This window comes from Shinella sp. WSD5-1 (assembly GCF_963942435.1).
GTDB lineage: Bacteria > Pseudomonadota > Alphaproteobacteria > Rhizobiales > Rhizobiaceae > Shinella > Shinella yambaruensis.
The window spans coordinates 377,095-391,476 of sequence record NZ_OZ012596.1 but is presented as its reverse complement, the minus strand read 5'-3'; the positions used below and the strand labels follow the sequence as shown (position 1 = coordinate 391,476).

Annotated in this window: 16 protein-coding genes; 4 read left to right on the top strand and 12 right to left on the bottom strand. The window is 65.7% G+C overall.

Going from position 1 to position 14,382, the window contains the following annotated elements; genetic code table 11:
- The first annotated feature begins 122 nt into the window (after positions 1-122).
- The gene (locus AABQ55_RS01850) at positions 123-1,511 is read left to right on the top strand and encodes an MFS transporter (RefSeq protein ID WP_272807057.1); all 1,389 of its coding nucleotides are present in this window, start codon (positions 123-125) and stop codon (positions 1,509-1,511) included.
- A 63-nt stretch (positions 1,512-1,574) separates the two neighbouring features.
- On the opposite strand, the gene AABQ55_RS01845 is transcribed toward AABQ55_RS01850, so the two are convergent.
- The 5 genes from AABQ55_RS01845 to AABQ55_RS01825 all read right to left on the bottom strand — a co-directional run bounded on the left by AABQ55_RS01845 (position 1,575) and on the right by AABQ55_RS01825 (position 5,339).
- The gene (locus AABQ55_RS01845; RefSeq protein ID WP_064331875.1) at positions 1,575-2,078 is read right to left on the bottom strand and encodes an invasion associated locus B family protein; all 504 of its coding nucleotides are present in this window, start codon (positions 2,076-2,078) and stop codon (positions 1,575-1,577) included.
- Positions 2,079-2,495: 417 nt separating this feature from the next.
- Entirely contained in the window at positions 2,496-2,885 is a 390-nt protein-coding gene (locus AABQ55_RS01840) for a YkvA family protein (RefSeq protein WP_272807056.1), read from the bottom strand.
- 72 nt (positions 2,886-2,957) lie between these two features.
- Entirely contained in the window at positions 2,958-3,266 is a 309-nt protein-coding gene (locus tag AABQ55_RS01835; RefSeq protein ID WP_244769176.1) for a 4a-hydroxytetrahydrobiopterin dehydratase, read from the bottom strand.
- Positions 3,267-3,344: 78 nt separating this feature from the next.
- Positions 3,345-4,070: a beta-ketoacyl-ACP reductase gene (locus AABQ55_RS01830; RefSeq protein ID WP_244769177.1), complete on the bottom strand. Its 726-nt coding sequence runs from the start codon at positions 4,068-4,070 to the stop codon at positions 3,345-3,347.
- A gap of 87 nt (positions 4,071-4,157) precedes the next feature.
- Positions 4,158-5,339, bottom strand: a complete 1,182-nt coding sequence (locus tag AABQ55_RS01825; RefSeq protein WP_244769178.1) for an acetyl-CoA C-acetyltransferase — start codon at positions 5,337-5,339, stop codon at positions 4,158-4,160.
- A gap of 291 nt (positions 5,340-5,630) precedes the next feature.
- On the opposite strand from AABQ55_RS01825, the gene phaR reads away from it, so the two are divergent.
- Positions 5,631-6,209: a polyhydroxyalkanoate synthesis repressor PhaR gene (gene phaR / locus AABQ55_RS01820; RefSeq protein ID WP_244769179.1), complete on the top strand. Its 579-nt coding sequence runs from the start codon at positions 5,631-5,633 to the stop codon at positions 6,207-6,209.
- Positions 6,210-6,242: 33 nt separating this feature from the next.
- On the opposite strand, the gene AABQ55_RS01815 is transcribed toward phaR, so the two are convergent.
- From AABQ55_RS01815 to mtgA, 4 genes are all read right to left on the bottom strand, one after another.
- On the bottom strand, positions 6,243-6,650 hold the full coding sequence (locus AABQ55_RS01815) for a hypothetical protein (protein ID WP_064331869.1): 408 nt from the start codon (positions 6,648-6,650) through the stop codon (positions 6,243-6,245).
- A 334-nt stretch (positions 6,651-6,984) separates the two neighbouring features.
- The gene (gene rpmF / locus AABQ55_RS01810) at positions 6,985-7,170 is read right to left on the bottom strand and encodes a 50S ribosomal protein L32 (RefSeq protein WP_064331868.1); all 186 of its coding nucleotides are present in this window, start codon (positions 7,168-7,170) and stop codon (positions 6,985-6,987) included.
- 147 nt (positions 7,171-7,317) lie between these two features.
- Positions 7,318-7,965, bottom strand: coding sequence for a glutathione S-transferase family protein (locus AABQ55_RS01805; RefSeq protein ID WP_272807055.1), 648 nt, complete (start codon positions 7,963-7,965; stop codon positions 7,318-7,320).
- Between the two features lie 76 nt (positions 7,966-8,041).
- A complete protein-coding gene (mtgA, locus tag AABQ55_RS01800; protein WP_398431242.1) occupies positions 8,042-8,797 on the bottom strand; it encodes a monofunctional biosynthetic peptidoglycan transglycosylase in 756 nt (251 codons plus the stop codon).
- A gap of 136 nt (positions 8,798-8,933) precedes the next feature.
- On the opposite strand from mtgA, the gene AABQ55_RS01795 reads away from it, so the two are divergent.
- Positions 8,934-9,851 (top strand): polyprenyl synthetase family protein, encoded by a 918-nt coding sequence (locus AABQ55_RS01795; RefSeq protein ID WP_272807054.1) that lies wholly within the window; start codon positions 8,934-8,936, stop codon positions 9,849-9,851.
- Positions 9,852-9,855: 4 nt separating this feature from the next.
- A complete protein-coding gene (hisC, locus tag AABQ55_RS01790; RefSeq protein WP_272807053.1) occupies positions 9,856-10,911 on the top strand; it encodes a histidinol-phosphate transaminase in 1,056 nt (351 codons plus the stop codon).
- A gap of 72 nt (positions 10,912-10,983) precedes the next feature.
- On the opposite strand, the gene ispG is transcribed toward hisC, so the two are convergent.
- The 3 genes from ispG to AABQ55_RS01775 all read right to left on the bottom strand — a co-directional run bounded on the left by ispG (position 10,984) and on the right by AABQ55_RS01775 (position 14,375).
- The gene (gene ispG, locus AABQ55_RS01785; RefSeq protein ID WP_272807052.1) at positions 10,984-12,237 is read right to left on the bottom strand and encodes a flavodoxin-dependent (E)-4-hydroxy-3-methylbut-2-enyl-diphosphate synthase; all 1,254 of its coding nucleotides are present in this window, start codon (positions 12,235-12,237) and stop codon (positions 10,984-10,986) included.
- 137 nt (positions 12,238-12,374) lie between these two features.
- On the bottom strand, positions 12,375-13,568 hold the full coding sequence (locus AABQ55_RS01780; protein ID WP_272807051.1) for an MFS transporter: 1,194 nt from the start codon (positions 13,566-13,568) through the stop codon (positions 12,375-12,377).
- 33 nt (positions 13,569-13,601) lie between these two features.
- Complete coding sequence (locus AABQ55_RS01775) at positions 13,602-14,375, bottom strand: DeoR/GlpR family DNA-binding transcription regulator (RefSeq protein ID WP_272807050.1); 774 nt, start codon at positions 14,373-14,375, stop codon at positions 13,602-13,604.
- Positions 14,376-14,382 lie beyond the last annotated feature (7 nt).

The following is a 14,382-nucleotide window of genomic DNA, read 5'->3' as shown; positions in this document are numbered from 1 at the left end:
TCCTAGCATTTTTACAGAAGGATGACATGGCGCCAGATGCACGAATGAAGTGCAGGCGATGCGCCTTCCGCCCTATCCGGTGAGAATCTATCTGTCGGAGGAGACAACGACAGGAGAGCGCCATGGCGGATACACCGACCATCACGACGACACGCCGCACGACCGGCGCGCTTTGCGGGCTGTCGCTCGCCATCCTGCTCTCCTCGCTCGGCACCAGCATCGCAAATGTCGCCCTGCCGACGCTCGCGGAAGCCTTTGCCGCGCCGTTCGGGCAGGTGCAGTGGGTGGTGCTGGCCTATCTTCTGGCGAGCACGGTGCTGATCGTCGGCCTCGGCCGCCTCGGCGACCTTTTCGGTCGTCGCCGGCTGTTTCTGGCGGGGCTTGCACTGTTCACCGCCGCGTCGGCGCTGGCGGGCCTGGCTCCGACGCTGCCGCTCATGATCGCCGCCCGGGCCCTGCAGGGGCTGGGGGCGGCGGCGATGATGGCGCTCGCCATGGCCTTCGTCAGCGAGACCGTGCCGCGGGAGCGGATCGGCAGCGGTATGGGCCTCATCGGCACCATGTCCGCGGTCGGCACCGCTCTCGGCCCCTCGCTCGGCGGCCTGCTGATCGCCGGCTTCGGCTGGCCGGCGATTTTCCTCGCCGCCGTCCCCTTCGGCCTTGCCGCGCTGGCACTCGCCTGGCGCTTCCTGCCCGCCGATCGCGCCAGCGCGGCGGTCGCCCGCTTCGATTTTCCGGGCGCCGGCCTGCTCGCCGCAACGCTCACGGCCTATGCGCTGGCGATGACCATGGGGACGAGCACCTTCGGGCCGGTCAATGCCGTCTTCCTTGCCGCTTCTGCGGTGGGCATGGCTCTCTTCATCCTGCGGCAGCAGCGGGCGGCGGCGCCGCTGATCCGGCCCGCCGCATTCCACCGCGCCGGGTTTCGCGCAAGCCTTGCCGCCAATGGACTGGTCGCCACGGTGATGATGGCGACGCTCGTCGTCGGGCCGTTCTATCTTGCCGGCGCGCTGGGGTTGGGCCCGGCCGGCGTCGGCTTCGTGCTGGCGGTCGGGCCCTTCGTATCCACGGCAAGCGGCGTTGTCGCAGGACGCCTCGTCGACCGGTTCGGCGCCCGGCGCATGGCATTGGGCGGGCTTGCCGCAATGGTCGCGGGGGCGCTGGGGCTGTCCGTCCTGTCCGCGCTCCTCGGCCTTGCCGGCTATGTCGCGGCCATCGCCGTGCTGACGCCGGGCTATCAGCTTTTCCAGGCTGCCAACAATGCGGCCGTCATGGGCGGCGTCGGCGCCGGGGAGCGTGGCGTCACGTCCGGCCTGCTCGTCCTGTCGCGCAATCTCGGCCTCATCACCGGCGCCTCCCTGATGGGCGCGATCTTCACGCTCGCCGTCGGCACGAAGGCGGTGACGCGCGCGGACCCCGCGGCGATCGCCACGGGCATGCACATGACCTTTGCGGTGGCGGCGGCGCTTGTCCTTGCGGCCTTCATCCTTCTTGCGCAAAGCAAGGCGTGAGCATTCCGCAAACGAAAGGGCCGGCGAGAACGCCGGCCCTTTCCGTTTCTGCCCGCAGGGAAATCAGCGGCAGCTTTCGATCTGCTTCAGCGCCGCCGAAATGCCCGACAGCGAATAAGAGTAGGAGGTGCCCGTGCCGCGGCGGGATTTCGCCTGGACCTGCATGTCCCTGCCGCCCTTCATGGCCGCGACCAAAGCCGGCTCTTCCGCGGCGTTCTCCACCCAGGCCGAATTGCCCTTGGTGAACATCACGAAAGTGCGCCCGTCGATGACGACGTTGACCTTGGAGGCCTCCTGCAGCGGATAGCCCATCATCGCCTGCGGCTCGTAGCTGATGTTCTGGCCCGGGCGCTGGGAGACGAGGAAGAAGACGTCGCCATGGTCGACGCCGGCCGGGTTCTTCTCCTTCGGCACCGACAGCACGTAGCAGACCTTGCCGCCTTTCGCCTGGTAGGAATAGGCACCCCAGGCATTGAACTGCTGAATGCGCGTCGGCGTCTGGGCCGAGGCAACGCCTGCGGTCACGACGACGAGGGCGAGTGCGGTTGCGAGCTTTCTTACGAACATGTTTTCCTGCCGGTTGTCTTGCCAGTGATTGCCCGGCCGAAGGCGGTGCCCTCGATGCCGGTGTCGGCCACGCATGATGACGATTTGATTCATTTTGACTTAATTCAGGTTACCAAACCGTCAACATGCGCTCATTTTACAAAGGTCATCCGCGCCGCACCGGGACAAATTCGCGTCAAGTTTCCGCTGCTGCCTTCCGGAGCGCTTCCGCCGGTCGTGAAAACGCTACCGCTCCTGTCGGCGCAATCCCGGGCGCAAAACCGCTATGCACGTTTGCTGGAATCGCTGAGAAAGGCGAGCGTGCCCAGTCCCCATTTGGTGAGATAGAACCCGTCGAAGCCATTTAAGGCACAAGGAATAGGGCAAGAATTTGACTTCGCCACCGCGGGTCGAGTGCAGGACGGGCGGCGGCCGGGCTCAGCCGGCCGGTTGGACATCCGGCTCGTCCGCGAGCGCCTTGTCGGCGGCCACGTAGTGGTCCTCGCGGATATGCCCGCGGATGGCGGCGAAGGCGGCGGTCAGCACGGCGATGTCGTCGGAAAAGCCGACCAGCGCGAAGAAATCCGGAATGCCGTCGAGCGGCAATACGAAATAGGCGAGAGCGGCGAGCAGGATGCCGCGAACCTTGGTGGGCGTGCGGGAATCCAGCGCGCAATAGTAGGCGGCGACGAGGTCGCGCGAGAACGGCACCTGCCGCATCGCGCGCTTGAGGACCGGCCAGAACCGTTTCTTCACGCGGTTCTCCTGACGCTCTTGCTCGTCCTCGTCTCCCGGCAGAAGAATCTCGCCGATCTTCACATCATCCATGCATGGCCTCCTTCAGGTGGCGATGCCGGAAAAAACCCGGCGGGAATGATATGGGAACGGCTTCACAGGTCTTCAACTCTTCGTGCGCGCGGCCGCCGCGTTGTCCATTGCCGTCGCCAGCTTGACGTCGAGCTCGGTGAGGCCGCCCGCATCGTGGTTCGTGAGGCGCACCTCGACGCGGTTGTAGACGTTGAACCATTCGGGATGATGGTTGAATTTTTCCGCCGCCAGCGCGCCCTCGGTCATGAAGCCGAAGGCTTCGCGGAAGGTCTTGAACTTGAATTTCTTCTCGATGGCGATGCCGTCATCCGAGCGGGTCCAGCCGTCAAGGGCCGCGATCGCCGCGGAAATCGCCTCTTCGCTCAACTTTTCCTGTTTCATGGCGCGCTCCTTTCCGGTCGATCCTACCATGGAAAACGGCGCCCGAAGGCGCCGTGTTCCGTTTGCGATGAAAGGCGGTCAGACGAAGAACTGGCCGCCGTTGGCCGAGATGGTCGAGCCGGTGATGAAGCCGGCATCGTCCGAGGCGAGGAAGACGACGATGCGGGCGATCTCGTCCGGCTCGCCGAGGCGGCCGACCGGGATCTGCGGGATGATCCGCTCGTTCAGCACCTTTTCCGGGATGGCGCGCACCATCTCGGTGCCGATGTAGCCCGGGCAGATGGCGTTAACCGTGATGCCCTTGGCGGCGCCTTCCTGGGCGAGCGCCTTGGTGAAGCCGAGGTCGCCGGCCTTGGCGGCGGAATAGTTCGCCTGGCCCATCTGGCCCTTCTGGCCGTTGATCGAGGAGATGTTGATGACGCGGCCGAAGCTGCGGTCGCGCATGCCGGACCAGACCGGATGGGTCATGTTGAAGAGGCCGGTGAGGTTGGTGTTGATCACCGCGCCCCATTGGTCCGGCGTCATCTTGTGGAACATCGCATCGCGGGTGATGCCCGCATTGTTGACGAGGATGTCCACCGGTCCGAGATCGGCCTCCACCTTGCCGATCCCCTCGACGCAGGATTCGTAGCTCGAAACGTCCCATTTGTAGACCGGGATGCCGGTCTCCGCCTTGAAGGCGTTCGCGGCGTCGTCATTGCCGGCATAGTTTGCGGCCACCTTGTATCCGGCGGCCTTCAGCGCCACCGAAATGGCCGCGCCGATGCCTCGCGATCCGCCCGTTACCAATGCTACCCTGCTCATGTGGCTCACTCCCCTGAAACTGTTTTTCGAGTCGACCCGTCGCCCCGCCGGCGGCGGGTCCTGGCAAAGTAGCTTGTAAGCTTTTGCTTACATGCTCTCAACGCACATCGCCACGCCCATGCCGCCGCCGATGCAGAGCGTGGCGAGGCCCTTCGAGGCGCCGCGACGCTTCATCTCGAAGAGGAGCGTGTTGAGGATGCGGGCGCCGGAGGCACCGATCGGGTGACCGATGGCGATGGCGCCGCCGTTGACGTTGACGATCGACGGATCCCAGCCGAGATCCTTGTTGACGGCGCAGGCCTGGGCGGCGAAGGCCTCGTTGGCTTCCACGAGGTCGAGGTCGCCGATTTTCCAACCGGCGCGCTCGAGCGCCTTGCGGGAGGCCGGGATCGGGCCGGTGCCCATGATCTTCGGATCGACGCCGGCGGTCGCCCAGGAGACGATGCGGGCGAGCGGCTGGATGCCGCGGCGGGAGGCTTCCGCCTCGCTCATCAGGAGGGCGGCGGCTGCGCCGTCATTGATGCCGGAGGCATTGGCGGCCGTCACGGTGCCTTCCTTGTCGAAGGCGGGCCGCAGCTTGGCCATCGAATCGAGCGTCGCGCCATGGCGGATATATTCGTCGGCGTCGACCGTGACGTCGCCCTTGCGGCCCTTGACGATGAAGGGAACGATCTCGTCCTTGAAGCGACCTTCCTTCTGGGCGGCTTCGGCCTTGTTCTGCGAGGAAACGGCGAAGGCATCCTGCTCGTCGCGCGAAAGCTGCCACTGCTTGGCGACGTTCTCGGCGGTGATGCCCATGTGGTAGCCGTAGAAGGCGTCGGTCAGGCCGTCCTTGATCATCGTGTCGATCATCTTGAAATCGCCCATCTTCACGCCGCCGCGCAGGTGCGCGCAATGCGGCGCCATGGACATGGATTCCATGCCCCCCGCGACGATGATGCCGGCATCGCCCGTGGCGATCTGCTGCATGCCGAGCGCCACGGCGCGCAGGCCCGAGCCGCAGAGCTGGTTCATGCCCCAGGCGGTCGCCTCCTGCGGGACGCCGGCCTTCATGGCGGCCTGGCGGGCCGGGTTCTGGCCTTCGCCGGCCGGCAGGACCTGGCCGAGGATCACCTCGTTCACCTCGCCCGCCGCAACGCCTGCGCGCTCCAGAACCGCCGAAATGACCGCCGCCCCGAGCTCGTGGGCGGGCGTGTTGGCGAAAGCTCCGTTGAAGGAACCGACCGCGGTGCGGCCGGCGCTGGCGATGACGATGGATGGGGTGCTCATGTGTGCTTCCTCAGTTCTGACGACCTTGCAGCCGGCCTTGGAACCAGGCCCGGCGCACGAACGGCGCGAGCCCGGCGGTTCTCCCGAAATCAAAACTGGCAAAGCGGAGGGGGAGAGTCAAACGGGATATCCGATGCCGCTAAAATTTCATCGGCGCGGCGTGCAGCATGAAAATCCATGTTGCGCAGCATTGCTCGCCGCATCGCACAATTCGATTGTCAGCGCGCGTCTTTTTGCCGATACTCGTCAGGACCAAAAAAGAAATGGAAATACGGGGATGAGGAGACCCTAATGGCCAGGAACGACGGTCAGATCGTCATCAAGAAATATGCGAACCGGCGGCTCTACAATACGGGCACCAGCACCTATGTGACGCTGGACGATCTCGCGGTCATGGTGAAAAAGGGCGAGGATTTCACCGTGCAGGACGCCAAATCCGGCGAGGACATCACCCATTCGGTGCTGACGCAGATCATTTTCGAGCAGGAATCGAAGACCGGCAACACGCTTTTGCCCATCTCGTTCCTCCGCCAGCTGATCTCCTACTACGGCGACCAGATGCAGATGGTGGTGCCGAGCTATCTCGAACACTCCATGCAGGCCTTCACCGAGCAGCAGTCGCAGATGCGCGAGCAGATCAACAAGACCTTCGGCGACACGCCGCTCGGCAAGAACCTGCAGGTGCCGATGGCGCTGATCGAGGAGACGACGCGGCGCAATACGGAGCTGTTCCAGCAGGCGATGAAGATGTTCTCGCCCTTCGCCAATGCTGCGCCGCCGAAGGAGACCCGCAAGGCGGACGCCAAGGACCTCGACGAATTGAAGGAGCAATTGCGCGCGCTCCAGACGAAGCTCGACAGCTTGAGCTGACGATACGGCCGGCGCGGGCCTGCCCCGCGCCCGTCACAGCCCGATCGAAAGATCCCGGCTCGCCGTGCGGATCGACACGGCAAAACCCGCGATGACATCGATGAAGGTGATCGTCATCAGGATGAAGAAGATCTGCGTCGCCGCGCCCTGCACCAGCAGGAACTCGACGAGGAACACCACGAACAGCACCATCGAGAGCATGTGATCGAGCAGCGCGCGCGAGCCCGGGCGCGTGGCCTTCAGGATCTCCACGAAGAGCAGCACGAGCGCGATGAGGATAAGGAGGTCGCCGAAGGCCATGGTCCAGGTCGTGCCGGACAGCATGTTGACCGCCATCACCTCGCTGTCGAGCACGGCGACGCCGCCGTCGCCGAAAAGGCCGGTCATGGCGAGGTTGTAGAGGGCGAACGGGATGATCAGCAGCGGTATGGCCAGAAGCATGGGCGGCGGTCTCCTAGAGCATTTCCAGCCGAAGCGAAGTCGCTTCGGCGCCGGATAATGCGGAAAACAAGAATCCAGAGCAATTCCAGCAAAAGTGCGAAGCGGTCTTGCATCCGGAATTGCGTAAAACAAACAGATAGAGCGTTTTTACGATTCGAAGAGAAGCGGAAATGCTCCAACGACCGTCTTCGCACGGGCGGCCCCGTTGCCCTCTTAGCCCAGGAATCGGCGCAAGAAAATGTCGCCGCCGCGACGACAGGCATTCGGGGGGCGGATGGCCCAAAAGAAAAGGGCCGGCAAGCCGGCCCCTGATCTCAGCTGATGCCGAAAACGCTTATGCGTTTTCCTTCGGCGTCAGAACCTGGCGACCGCGGTACATGCCGGTCTTCAGGTCGATATGGTGCGGACGGCGCAGTTCGCCCGAGTTCTTGTCTTCGATGTAGGTCGAACCCTTCAGAGCGTCTGCGGAACGGCGCATACCGCGCTTGGACGGGCTCGTTTTTCTTTTCGGTACAGCCATTTCACTAACTCCACTTATCGGGCAAACACATCCACGGGCCACCGGATGGGCGACAGGGACATGTCTTTATCTCGGAAATTGGGGCGGCTTATACACAGCAAAATCCCGCTTGACCAGTCCCCGGGCGGTTTTTTTCGATTCCGCCGGTCACGCCTCGTCCTCGGGCACGATCCACGGCTCGGCCAGCGCCGCCGCCTGCCACGTCTGCCAGGCCGGATGCGCCTTCATGCGCGCCATATAGGCCAATACGGTTTCGTCGCGGGTCAGGCAATAGGCTTCGAACCGGTTGACGACCGGCGCATACATCGCATCGGCAGCGGAAAAGGCACCGAACAGGAACGGCCCGCCGGAGCGCGCGAGCACCGACTTCCAGATCGTCTCGATACGGGCGACGTCATCCGTCACGCCGTCCGGCAGGTCGATTTCGCCCGGCTTGCGGCGGATGTTCATCGGGCAGGCATTGCGCAGCGCCCGGAAGCCGGAGAGCATCTCCATCGAGATTGCCCGCGCCTCGGCCCGTGCCGCGCCGTCCTTCGGCCAGATCCCGGCATCGGGAAAGAGCTCGGCGACATATTCGATGATCGCGAGCGATTCCCACACCCGCACCGCGCCATGGTGCAGCACCGGCACCTTCCCCGTCGGCGAGATCTTGCTGAATTCCGGGTTGCCGGCGGGAAAGTCGAAGGGGATGACCTTGTCGGTGAACGGCACGCCGGCCGCCGTCATGGCGATCCAGGGCCGGAGGGACCAGGAGGAATAATTCTTGTTGCCGACATAGAGGATGAGGTCCGACATGGTGCTCCCGCGCGCTCTTGATATGGCGGAGACCCTAGGCCTTCACCGGGGCCTGCGCCAATGAAAAGGCCTGAACTCACTCATAAAGGCACTTGATATATTCGCCCGAGCGGCTTGCGCGCCGCTCGATCAGGCGGGCGAGGCGCTGCAGGCCGCGGCCCGGCTTTCCGGCATTGCGCTCGTAGGGGTTCGGCAGGGAAACGGCGAGAAGGGCGGCCTGCCGGCGCGAGAGCTTGGCGGCCGGCACCTTGAAATGGTGCTGCGCGGCGGCCTCGATGCCGTAGATGCCGGGCCCCCATTCGGCGATGTTGAGGTAGATCTCCATCAGCCGCCGCTTGCTCCAGACGAAATCCGCCGCGACGGCGAGCGGCAGTTCCATCGCCTTGCGCACGAAGGAGCGGCCGTTCCAGAGGAACAGGTTCTTGGCCGTCTGCATCGGGATCGTGCTGGCGCCGCGCGTCTGCTCGCCGGCCAGCGCCTCGTTGACGACGGCGCGCATCTCGCCCCAGTCGACCCCGCCGTGGCGGCAGAACTGGCCGTCCTCGGACATCATGACCGCCTGCACCAGGTTGGGCGAGATCTCGTCGAACGCCACCCATTGCCGGTCGTAGCCGCGCAGGAGGGCGAGATCGCGCAGCATCAGCGTGGAAACCGGGCGCACGAATTCGATCGTGTAGAGCAGGATCAGCACATAGGGCAGCGCGACGATGGCCAGGACGACAAGCACGAGGCGTCGCCAGTTCCGGCGAAGCCGGCTCATCCAACCGTCCCTTTCACCGGCTTCTGCCTCCGTGTTGACCGAATCTGTGCGTGTTTCCGGTACGATGTCCAAGAGCCGGCGTCCGTCCTTCCGTCGTTGCGCCTTCATACCGTCACGGCTCGCCAAAAACCAGTCTGCGGCGCGATTCTTTGAAGGAGCCCGGGCATGGCCGTTGCTTCGGCCCGGAGCCCATGCCAAAGAGCGGGCCATGAGCGAACGTTACCAGGAATTCCAATCCCTGCTGAAGGGCAATGCCGAGGCGGTGGAGGCATTGCTGGCAACGCTGCTGTCCGGCAGCGTCGCGGCGGACGAGATCGCCCGCCCCGAACGGCTGCTCGCCGCCATGCGCCACGGCGTGCTCAACGGCGGCAAGCGGCTGCGACCCTTCCTCGTCATCGAATCCGCCGCGCTCTTTCCGGGCGTGGAGCGCACGGCGGCGCTGCGCGTCGGCGCCGCGCTCGAATGCATCCACTGCTACTCGCTCGTGCATGACGACCTGCCGGCCATGGACGACGACGACCTGCGCCGCGGCCAGCCCACCGTGCATATCGCCTTCGACGAGGCGGCGGCGATCCTTGCCGGCGATAGCCTGCTGACGCTGGCCTTCGATATCGTCGCGGCGCCCGAAACGCGTCTGCCCGATGCCACCAAGACGGCGCTGGTGGTGGCACTCGCCCGCGCCGCCGGCATCGGCGGCATGGCCGGCGGCCAGGCGCTCGACCTTGCGGCCGAGACCGATGCGCCGGACGAGGCGGGCATCGTGACGCTGCAGAAGATGAAGACCGGCGCGCTCCTGCGCTTCGCCTGCGAGGCCGGCGCCATCGTCGCGGGGGCCTCGGCGGGGGACCGGCAGACGCTGCGCCGCTACGGGGAGACGGTCGGCCTTGCCTTCCAGATCGCCGACGACCTGCTCGACCTCACCGCCGATGCCGCGACCATGGGCAAGGCGACCGGCAAGGATGCCGATCGCGGCAAGGCGACGCTCGTCGCCCGGCGCGGCCAGGCCTGGGCGGAAAACCGTCTTCGGGAACTCGTGGCGGAGGCCGAGGCGCTTCTTGCGCCGTTCAGCCATCGCGCCGGCATCCTGATCGAAACCGCCCATTTCATTGCCAATCGCAGGAATTGACGTCATGAGCAAATTCTGGTCGCCGATCGTCGCCACGCTCAAGCCCTATGTCGCTGGCGAACAGCCGCGCATTCAAAACCTCATCAAGCTCAACACCAACGAAAACCCCTACGGCCCGTCGCCGAAGGCGATCGCCGCCATGCGGGCCGCCGTCGCCGACAGCCTGAAGCTCTATCCGGATCCGAGCGCGCTGGCGCTGCGCCAGTCGATCGCCCGTTTCCACGGCGTGGACGCGGATGAGGTCTTTGTCGGAAACGGTTCGGACGAAGTCTTGGCGCACGCCTTCGTCGCGCTCCTCAAGCACGACAAGCCGCTCGTCTATCCTGATATTACCTACAGCTTCTATCCGACCTATTGCCGGCTCTTCGGCATTCAGGCGGAGGAGGTTGCGCTGAAGGACGACTTCACCATCGATCTTGCTGACTACGATCGGCCCTGCGGTGCCATCATCCTGCCGAACCCGAACGCCCCCACCGGCATCGGCCTGCCGCTTGCCGCCATCGAGGCGCTGGTTGCCGCACACCCGGACCAGCCGGTGGTGATCGACGAAGCCTATATCGACTTCGGCGGTGAAAGCGCGATCCCGCTGACCAGGAAATACGACAATCTGCTGGTCGTGCACACGCTGTCGAAGTCCCGCTCGCTGGCGGGCCTGCGCGTCGGCTATGCCATCGGCCGGCGCCCGCTGATCGACGCGCTGGAGCGCGTGAAGGACAGTTTCAACTCCTATCCGCTCGACCGCATCGCGCAGGCCGGCGCCGCGGCCGCCATCGATGATCGCGAATGGTTCGACGAGACGCGGGGCAAGGTCATCGCCATGCGCGAGCGCGTCACAGGCGCGCTCCGCCAGCGCGGCTTCGAGGTGCTGCCCTCGCAGGCGAACTTCGTCTTCGCCCGCCATCCGGCCGTGAGCGGCGAGGCGCTGGCGAGGGGCCTGCGCGAGCGCGCCGTGCTGGTGCGCCATTTCGCCAAGCCGCGCATCTCCGATTTCCTGCGCATCACCATCGGCACGCCCGAGGAATGCGACCGGCTGATCGCGGCTGTCGAGGAGATCGTCTGAGGTTTGGAGCACTTCCAGGAAAAGCGGATACCGGTTTTCCTGGAAATGCGACAAATCCTCCAGGACCGCCGCCTACTCGGCGGCCGCCTGGCCCTGGCCGTAGCGCTTCTCGATATAGTCGTTGACGAGCGTCTCGAATTCACCGGCGATGTTGGTGCCGCGCAGCGTCAGGGCCTTCTTGCCGTCGACATAGACGGGAGCGATCGGCAATTCGCCGGTGCCGGGCAGCGAGATGCCGATATCGGCATGCTTGCTCTCGCCCGGGCCGTTGACGATGCAGCCCATGACCGCGACCTTCAATCCCTCGACGCCCGGATATTTTTCCCGCCAGACCGACATGTTCTTGCGGATATCGTCCTGGATCTTCTGGGCGAGTTCCTGGAAGACTGTGGAGGTGGTGCGCCCGCAGCCCGGACAGGCGGCGACGACGGGTATGAACTGGCGGAAGCCCATGACCTGCAGCAGTTCCTGCGCCACCTGCACCTCTCGGGTGCGGTCGCCGCCGGGCTCGGGGGTCAGCGAGATGCGGATCGTGTCGCCGATGCCCTGCTGCATGAGGATGCCGAGCGAGGCGGAGGAGGCGACGACGCCCTTCGTGCCCATGCCGGCTTCCGTCAGGCCGAGATGCAGCGCATGGTCGGAGCGCGCCGAGAGCATCGCGTAGACGGCGATGAGGTCCTGCACGTTGGAGACCTTCGCCGAGAGGATGATGTGGTCGCGCGGCAGGCCGATCTCCTCGGCAAGCTCGGCGGACAGCAGCGCCGACTGGCAGATCGCCTCGCGCATCACCTGCTGGGCGGTCAGCGGAAAGCCCTTGTCCTGGTTCTCGTCCATCAGCCGGGTCAGGAGCTCCTGGTCGAGCGAGCCCCAGTTGACGCCGATGCGCACCGGCTTGTCGTGGCGGATCGCGGTCTCGACGATGGCGGCGAACTGCCTGTCCTTCTTGTCCTTGAAGCCGACATTGCCGGGATTGATGCGGTATTTCGCCAGCGCCTCGGCGCAGGCCGGATGGTCGGCAAGCAGCTTGTGGCCGATATAGTGGAAGTCGCCGACGAGCGGCACGTCCATGCCGAGGCGCAGGAGGCGCTCGCGGATCTTCGGCACCGCCGCCGCGCTCTCGTCGCGGTCGACCGTGATGCGCACGATCTGCGACCCGGCGCGGTGGAGGGCGGCGACCTGCGCCACCGTCCCGTCGATATCGGCCGTATCCGTATTGGTCATCGACTGCACGACGACCGGCGCACCGCCGCCGACAAGCACGCCGCCGACATCGACGCCGACGGACCGGCGCCGCGGCTTCGGTTCAAAGTCGAAGGAGAAGGACATTCTGGAGCCTCTTGCTCGAAAACCGGCCGCATGCGGCATCGCTCGTGCAGCCTTTGCCCTCAGGTGGATCAGGAAACGGGGCTTGTCAACCGCCGGGGCCGGAACGCGCGACGATTTGATCGCCGCGCGTTGCGCGCTCAAGGCCGTTCGCGCACGTCCGCATGCACGGCATGGTGCGAGAGCAGCAGCACGACGACGAAGAGCACCGGCAGCAGGGCGAAGATGATGGAGAAGCCCGTATGCTCGGCGATGAAGCCGATGACGGAGGGTGCGAAGAGCGAGCCCGAATAGCCCATGACCGTCGCGACGGAGAGCGCCACGCCCTGCGCGAAGCCCGGCAGGTTGCCGGCGGCGGAAAAGGCGATCGGCACCATGTTGGAAATGCCGATGCCGCAGATGGCGAAGCCGAGGACAGCCACATAGGCATTCGGCGCCATGCCCGATACCACCATGCCGATCATCGCCATGACGGTGCAGAACCGCAGCGTCTTCACCGCGCCGAGACGGTCGCGCACATGGTCGCCGGCAAAGCGCATGGCGGCCATGGTGAGCGAGAAGGCACCGAAGGCGAAGCCGGAGACTGCCAGCGAGGCGCCGAGCTCGTCGCGCATGTAGAGCGCGCCCCAGTCGAGGATCGCGCCTTCCGGCACCATGGAGAACAGCGCCATGAGGCCGATCAGCCAGGGCAGGAGCGTCATCGGCAGGCGCACCTTCTGGCGCTCCTCGTTCGGGTGCGGCGCGTCGTGCAGCACGAAGGGCCAGGCAAGGCCGAGCGCGACGGCGCCGAGCGCGGTGAGCAGCACCGCATGGCCCGTCACGCCGAGCGTCTCGATCAGGAAACCGCCGGTCGTGGCGCCGATGAAGGCGCCGAGGCTCCAGAAGGCGTGGCAGGACGACATGATCGCCCGCCGCATGGTTTTTTCGACCTCGACCGCATTGCCGTTCATCGCCACGTCCATCGCGCCCATCAGGCCGCCGAAGAGGAAGATGGCGAGCGCGCCGAGCAGGACGGTCGGGGCAAGGGAAAGCAGGATGAGGGTGGACAGGAAGAGGACCGCGGCGCCCTTGACCGTGCGCGTCGTGCCGTAATGGGCGATCAGGATGCCGGCGATCGGCATCAGCACGAGCGAGCCGATGCCGAAGCACATGATCATCAGGCCGAGGCCGGATTCGGAGAGCGACAGGCGGCTGGCGAACTCCGGGATTTTCGGCGCCCAGGCGCCGGCGAAGGTGCCGTTCAGCAGGAAAAGGCCGGAGACGGCCAGCCGTGTCGGCGGAAAATGGGTTCTCGCGAAGGCGGTGCCTTTGATGGCATTTTCGGGCGTCGTCATGGGAGGTCCGTTTCAGGATTCTGGGAGGGGCGCCTATCCGGCCCGCAGGATGTCGATGCCGGCGGCGGCGAGCGCTGCCGCCTCGGCCTCGCCCGCATCCGCCTCGATCACGGCGCTTGCCACGCGGGCAAGAGGGGCGACCGAATAGGGGGCTGCGGTGAAAAGCTTGTCGTTGGTAACGATGACGATCACCGTCCGGCTGCGCGAGGCGACGAAGCGCTTGAATTCCGCCTCCTCGAAACTGTCGGCGGTGACGCCGGCCTCCGGATCGATGCCGCAGACGCCGAGCACCAGGATGTCAGGCCGAAGGGCCTCCGCATCGCGCATCGCCTTGGCGCCGATCGCCGCGCCCGAGCGGGCATCGATCAGCCCGCCGAGCTGGATCGTCGCGATGTCGCGCTCGAGAAGCGCCGCGGCGATGGCCGGCCCGTTGGTGGCAACGGTGAGACCGGCGGCCGTCGGCAAGGCGCGGGCGAGCGCGACATTGGTGCTGCCGGCATCGAGGAAGACGGTGGTGCCGGCAGGGATGAGCCCGGCGGCCGCACGGGCGAGCGCCGCCTTGCGCGCGCCGGCAATCGCCATGCGCTCGTTCATCGTGGTGGAAGCGTGCGCCATGCGCAAGGCCCCGCCATAGACCCGGCGGCAGAGGCCGGAGGCCGCCATTTCACGCAGGTCCCGCCGGATCGTGTCTTCCGACACGCCGAGCTCCTGTGCCAGTTCCGCCGCGATCACCCGCCCCGAAAGGTCGAGCCGCGCGCGGATCAGGTCTTGCCGCTCTCCGAGCAGAAGAAGGTCTTGTCCCGACATTGTCGAA

Coding starts and splice junctions, on each gene's coding strand:
- AABQ55_RS01850 (WP_272807057.1), top strand. CDS start 123: ATGGCGGATACACCGACCATCACGACGACACGCCGCACGACCGGCGCG.
- AABQ55_RS01845 (WP_064331875.1), bottom strand. CDS start 2,078: ATGTTCGTAAGAAAGCTCGCAACCGCACTCGCCCTCGTCGTCGTGACC.
- AABQ55_RS01840 (WP_272807056.1), bottom strand. CDS start 2,885: ATGGATGATGTGAAGATCGGCGAGATTCTTCTGCCGGGAGACGAGGAC.
- AABQ55_RS01835 (WP_244769176.1), bottom strand. CDS start 3,266: ATGAAACAGGAAAAGTTGAGCGAAGAGGCGATTTCCGCGGCGATCGCG.
- AABQ55_RS01830 (WP_244769177.1), bottom strand. CDS start 4,070: ATGAGCAGGGTAGCATTGGTAACGGGCGGATCGCGAGGCATCGGCGCG.
- AABQ55_RS01825 (WP_244769178.1), bottom strand. CDS start 5,339: ATGAGCACCCCATCCATCGTCATCGCCAGCGCCGGCCGCACCGCGGTC.
- phaR (WP_244769179.1), top strand. CDS start 5,631: ATGGCCAGGAACGACGGTCAGATCGTCATCAAGAAATATGCGAACCGG.
- AABQ55_RS01815 (WP_064331869.1), bottom strand. CDS start 6,650: ATGCTTCTGGCCATACCGCTGCTGATCATCCCGTTCGCCCTCTACAAC.
- rpmF (WP_064331868.1), bottom strand. CDS start 7,170: ATGGCTGTACCGAAAAGAAAAACGAGCCCGTCCAAGCGCGGTATGCGC.
- AABQ55_RS01805 (WP_272807055.1), bottom strand. CDS start 7,965: ATGTCGGACCTCATCCTCTATGTCGGCAACAAGAATTATTCCTCCTGG.
- AABQ55_RS01795 (WP_272807054.1), top strand. CDS start 8,934: ATGAGCGAACGTTACCAGGAATTCCAATCCCTGCTGAAGGGCAATGCC.
- hisC (WP_272807053.1), top strand. CDS start 9,856: ATGAGCAAATTCTGGTCGCCGATCGTCGCCACGCTCAAGCCCTATGTC.
- ispG (WP_272807052.1), bottom strand. CDS start 12,237: ATGTCCTTCTCCTTCGACTTTGAACCGAAGCCGCGGCGCCGGTCCGTC.
- AABQ55_RS01780 (WP_272807051.1), bottom strand. CDS start 13,568: ATGACGACGCCCGAAAATGCCATCAAAGGCACCGCCTTCGCGAGAACC.
- AABQ55_RS01775 (WP_272807050.1), bottom strand. CDS start 14,375: ATGTCGGGACAAGACCTTCTTCTGCTCGGAGAGCGGCAAGACCTGATC.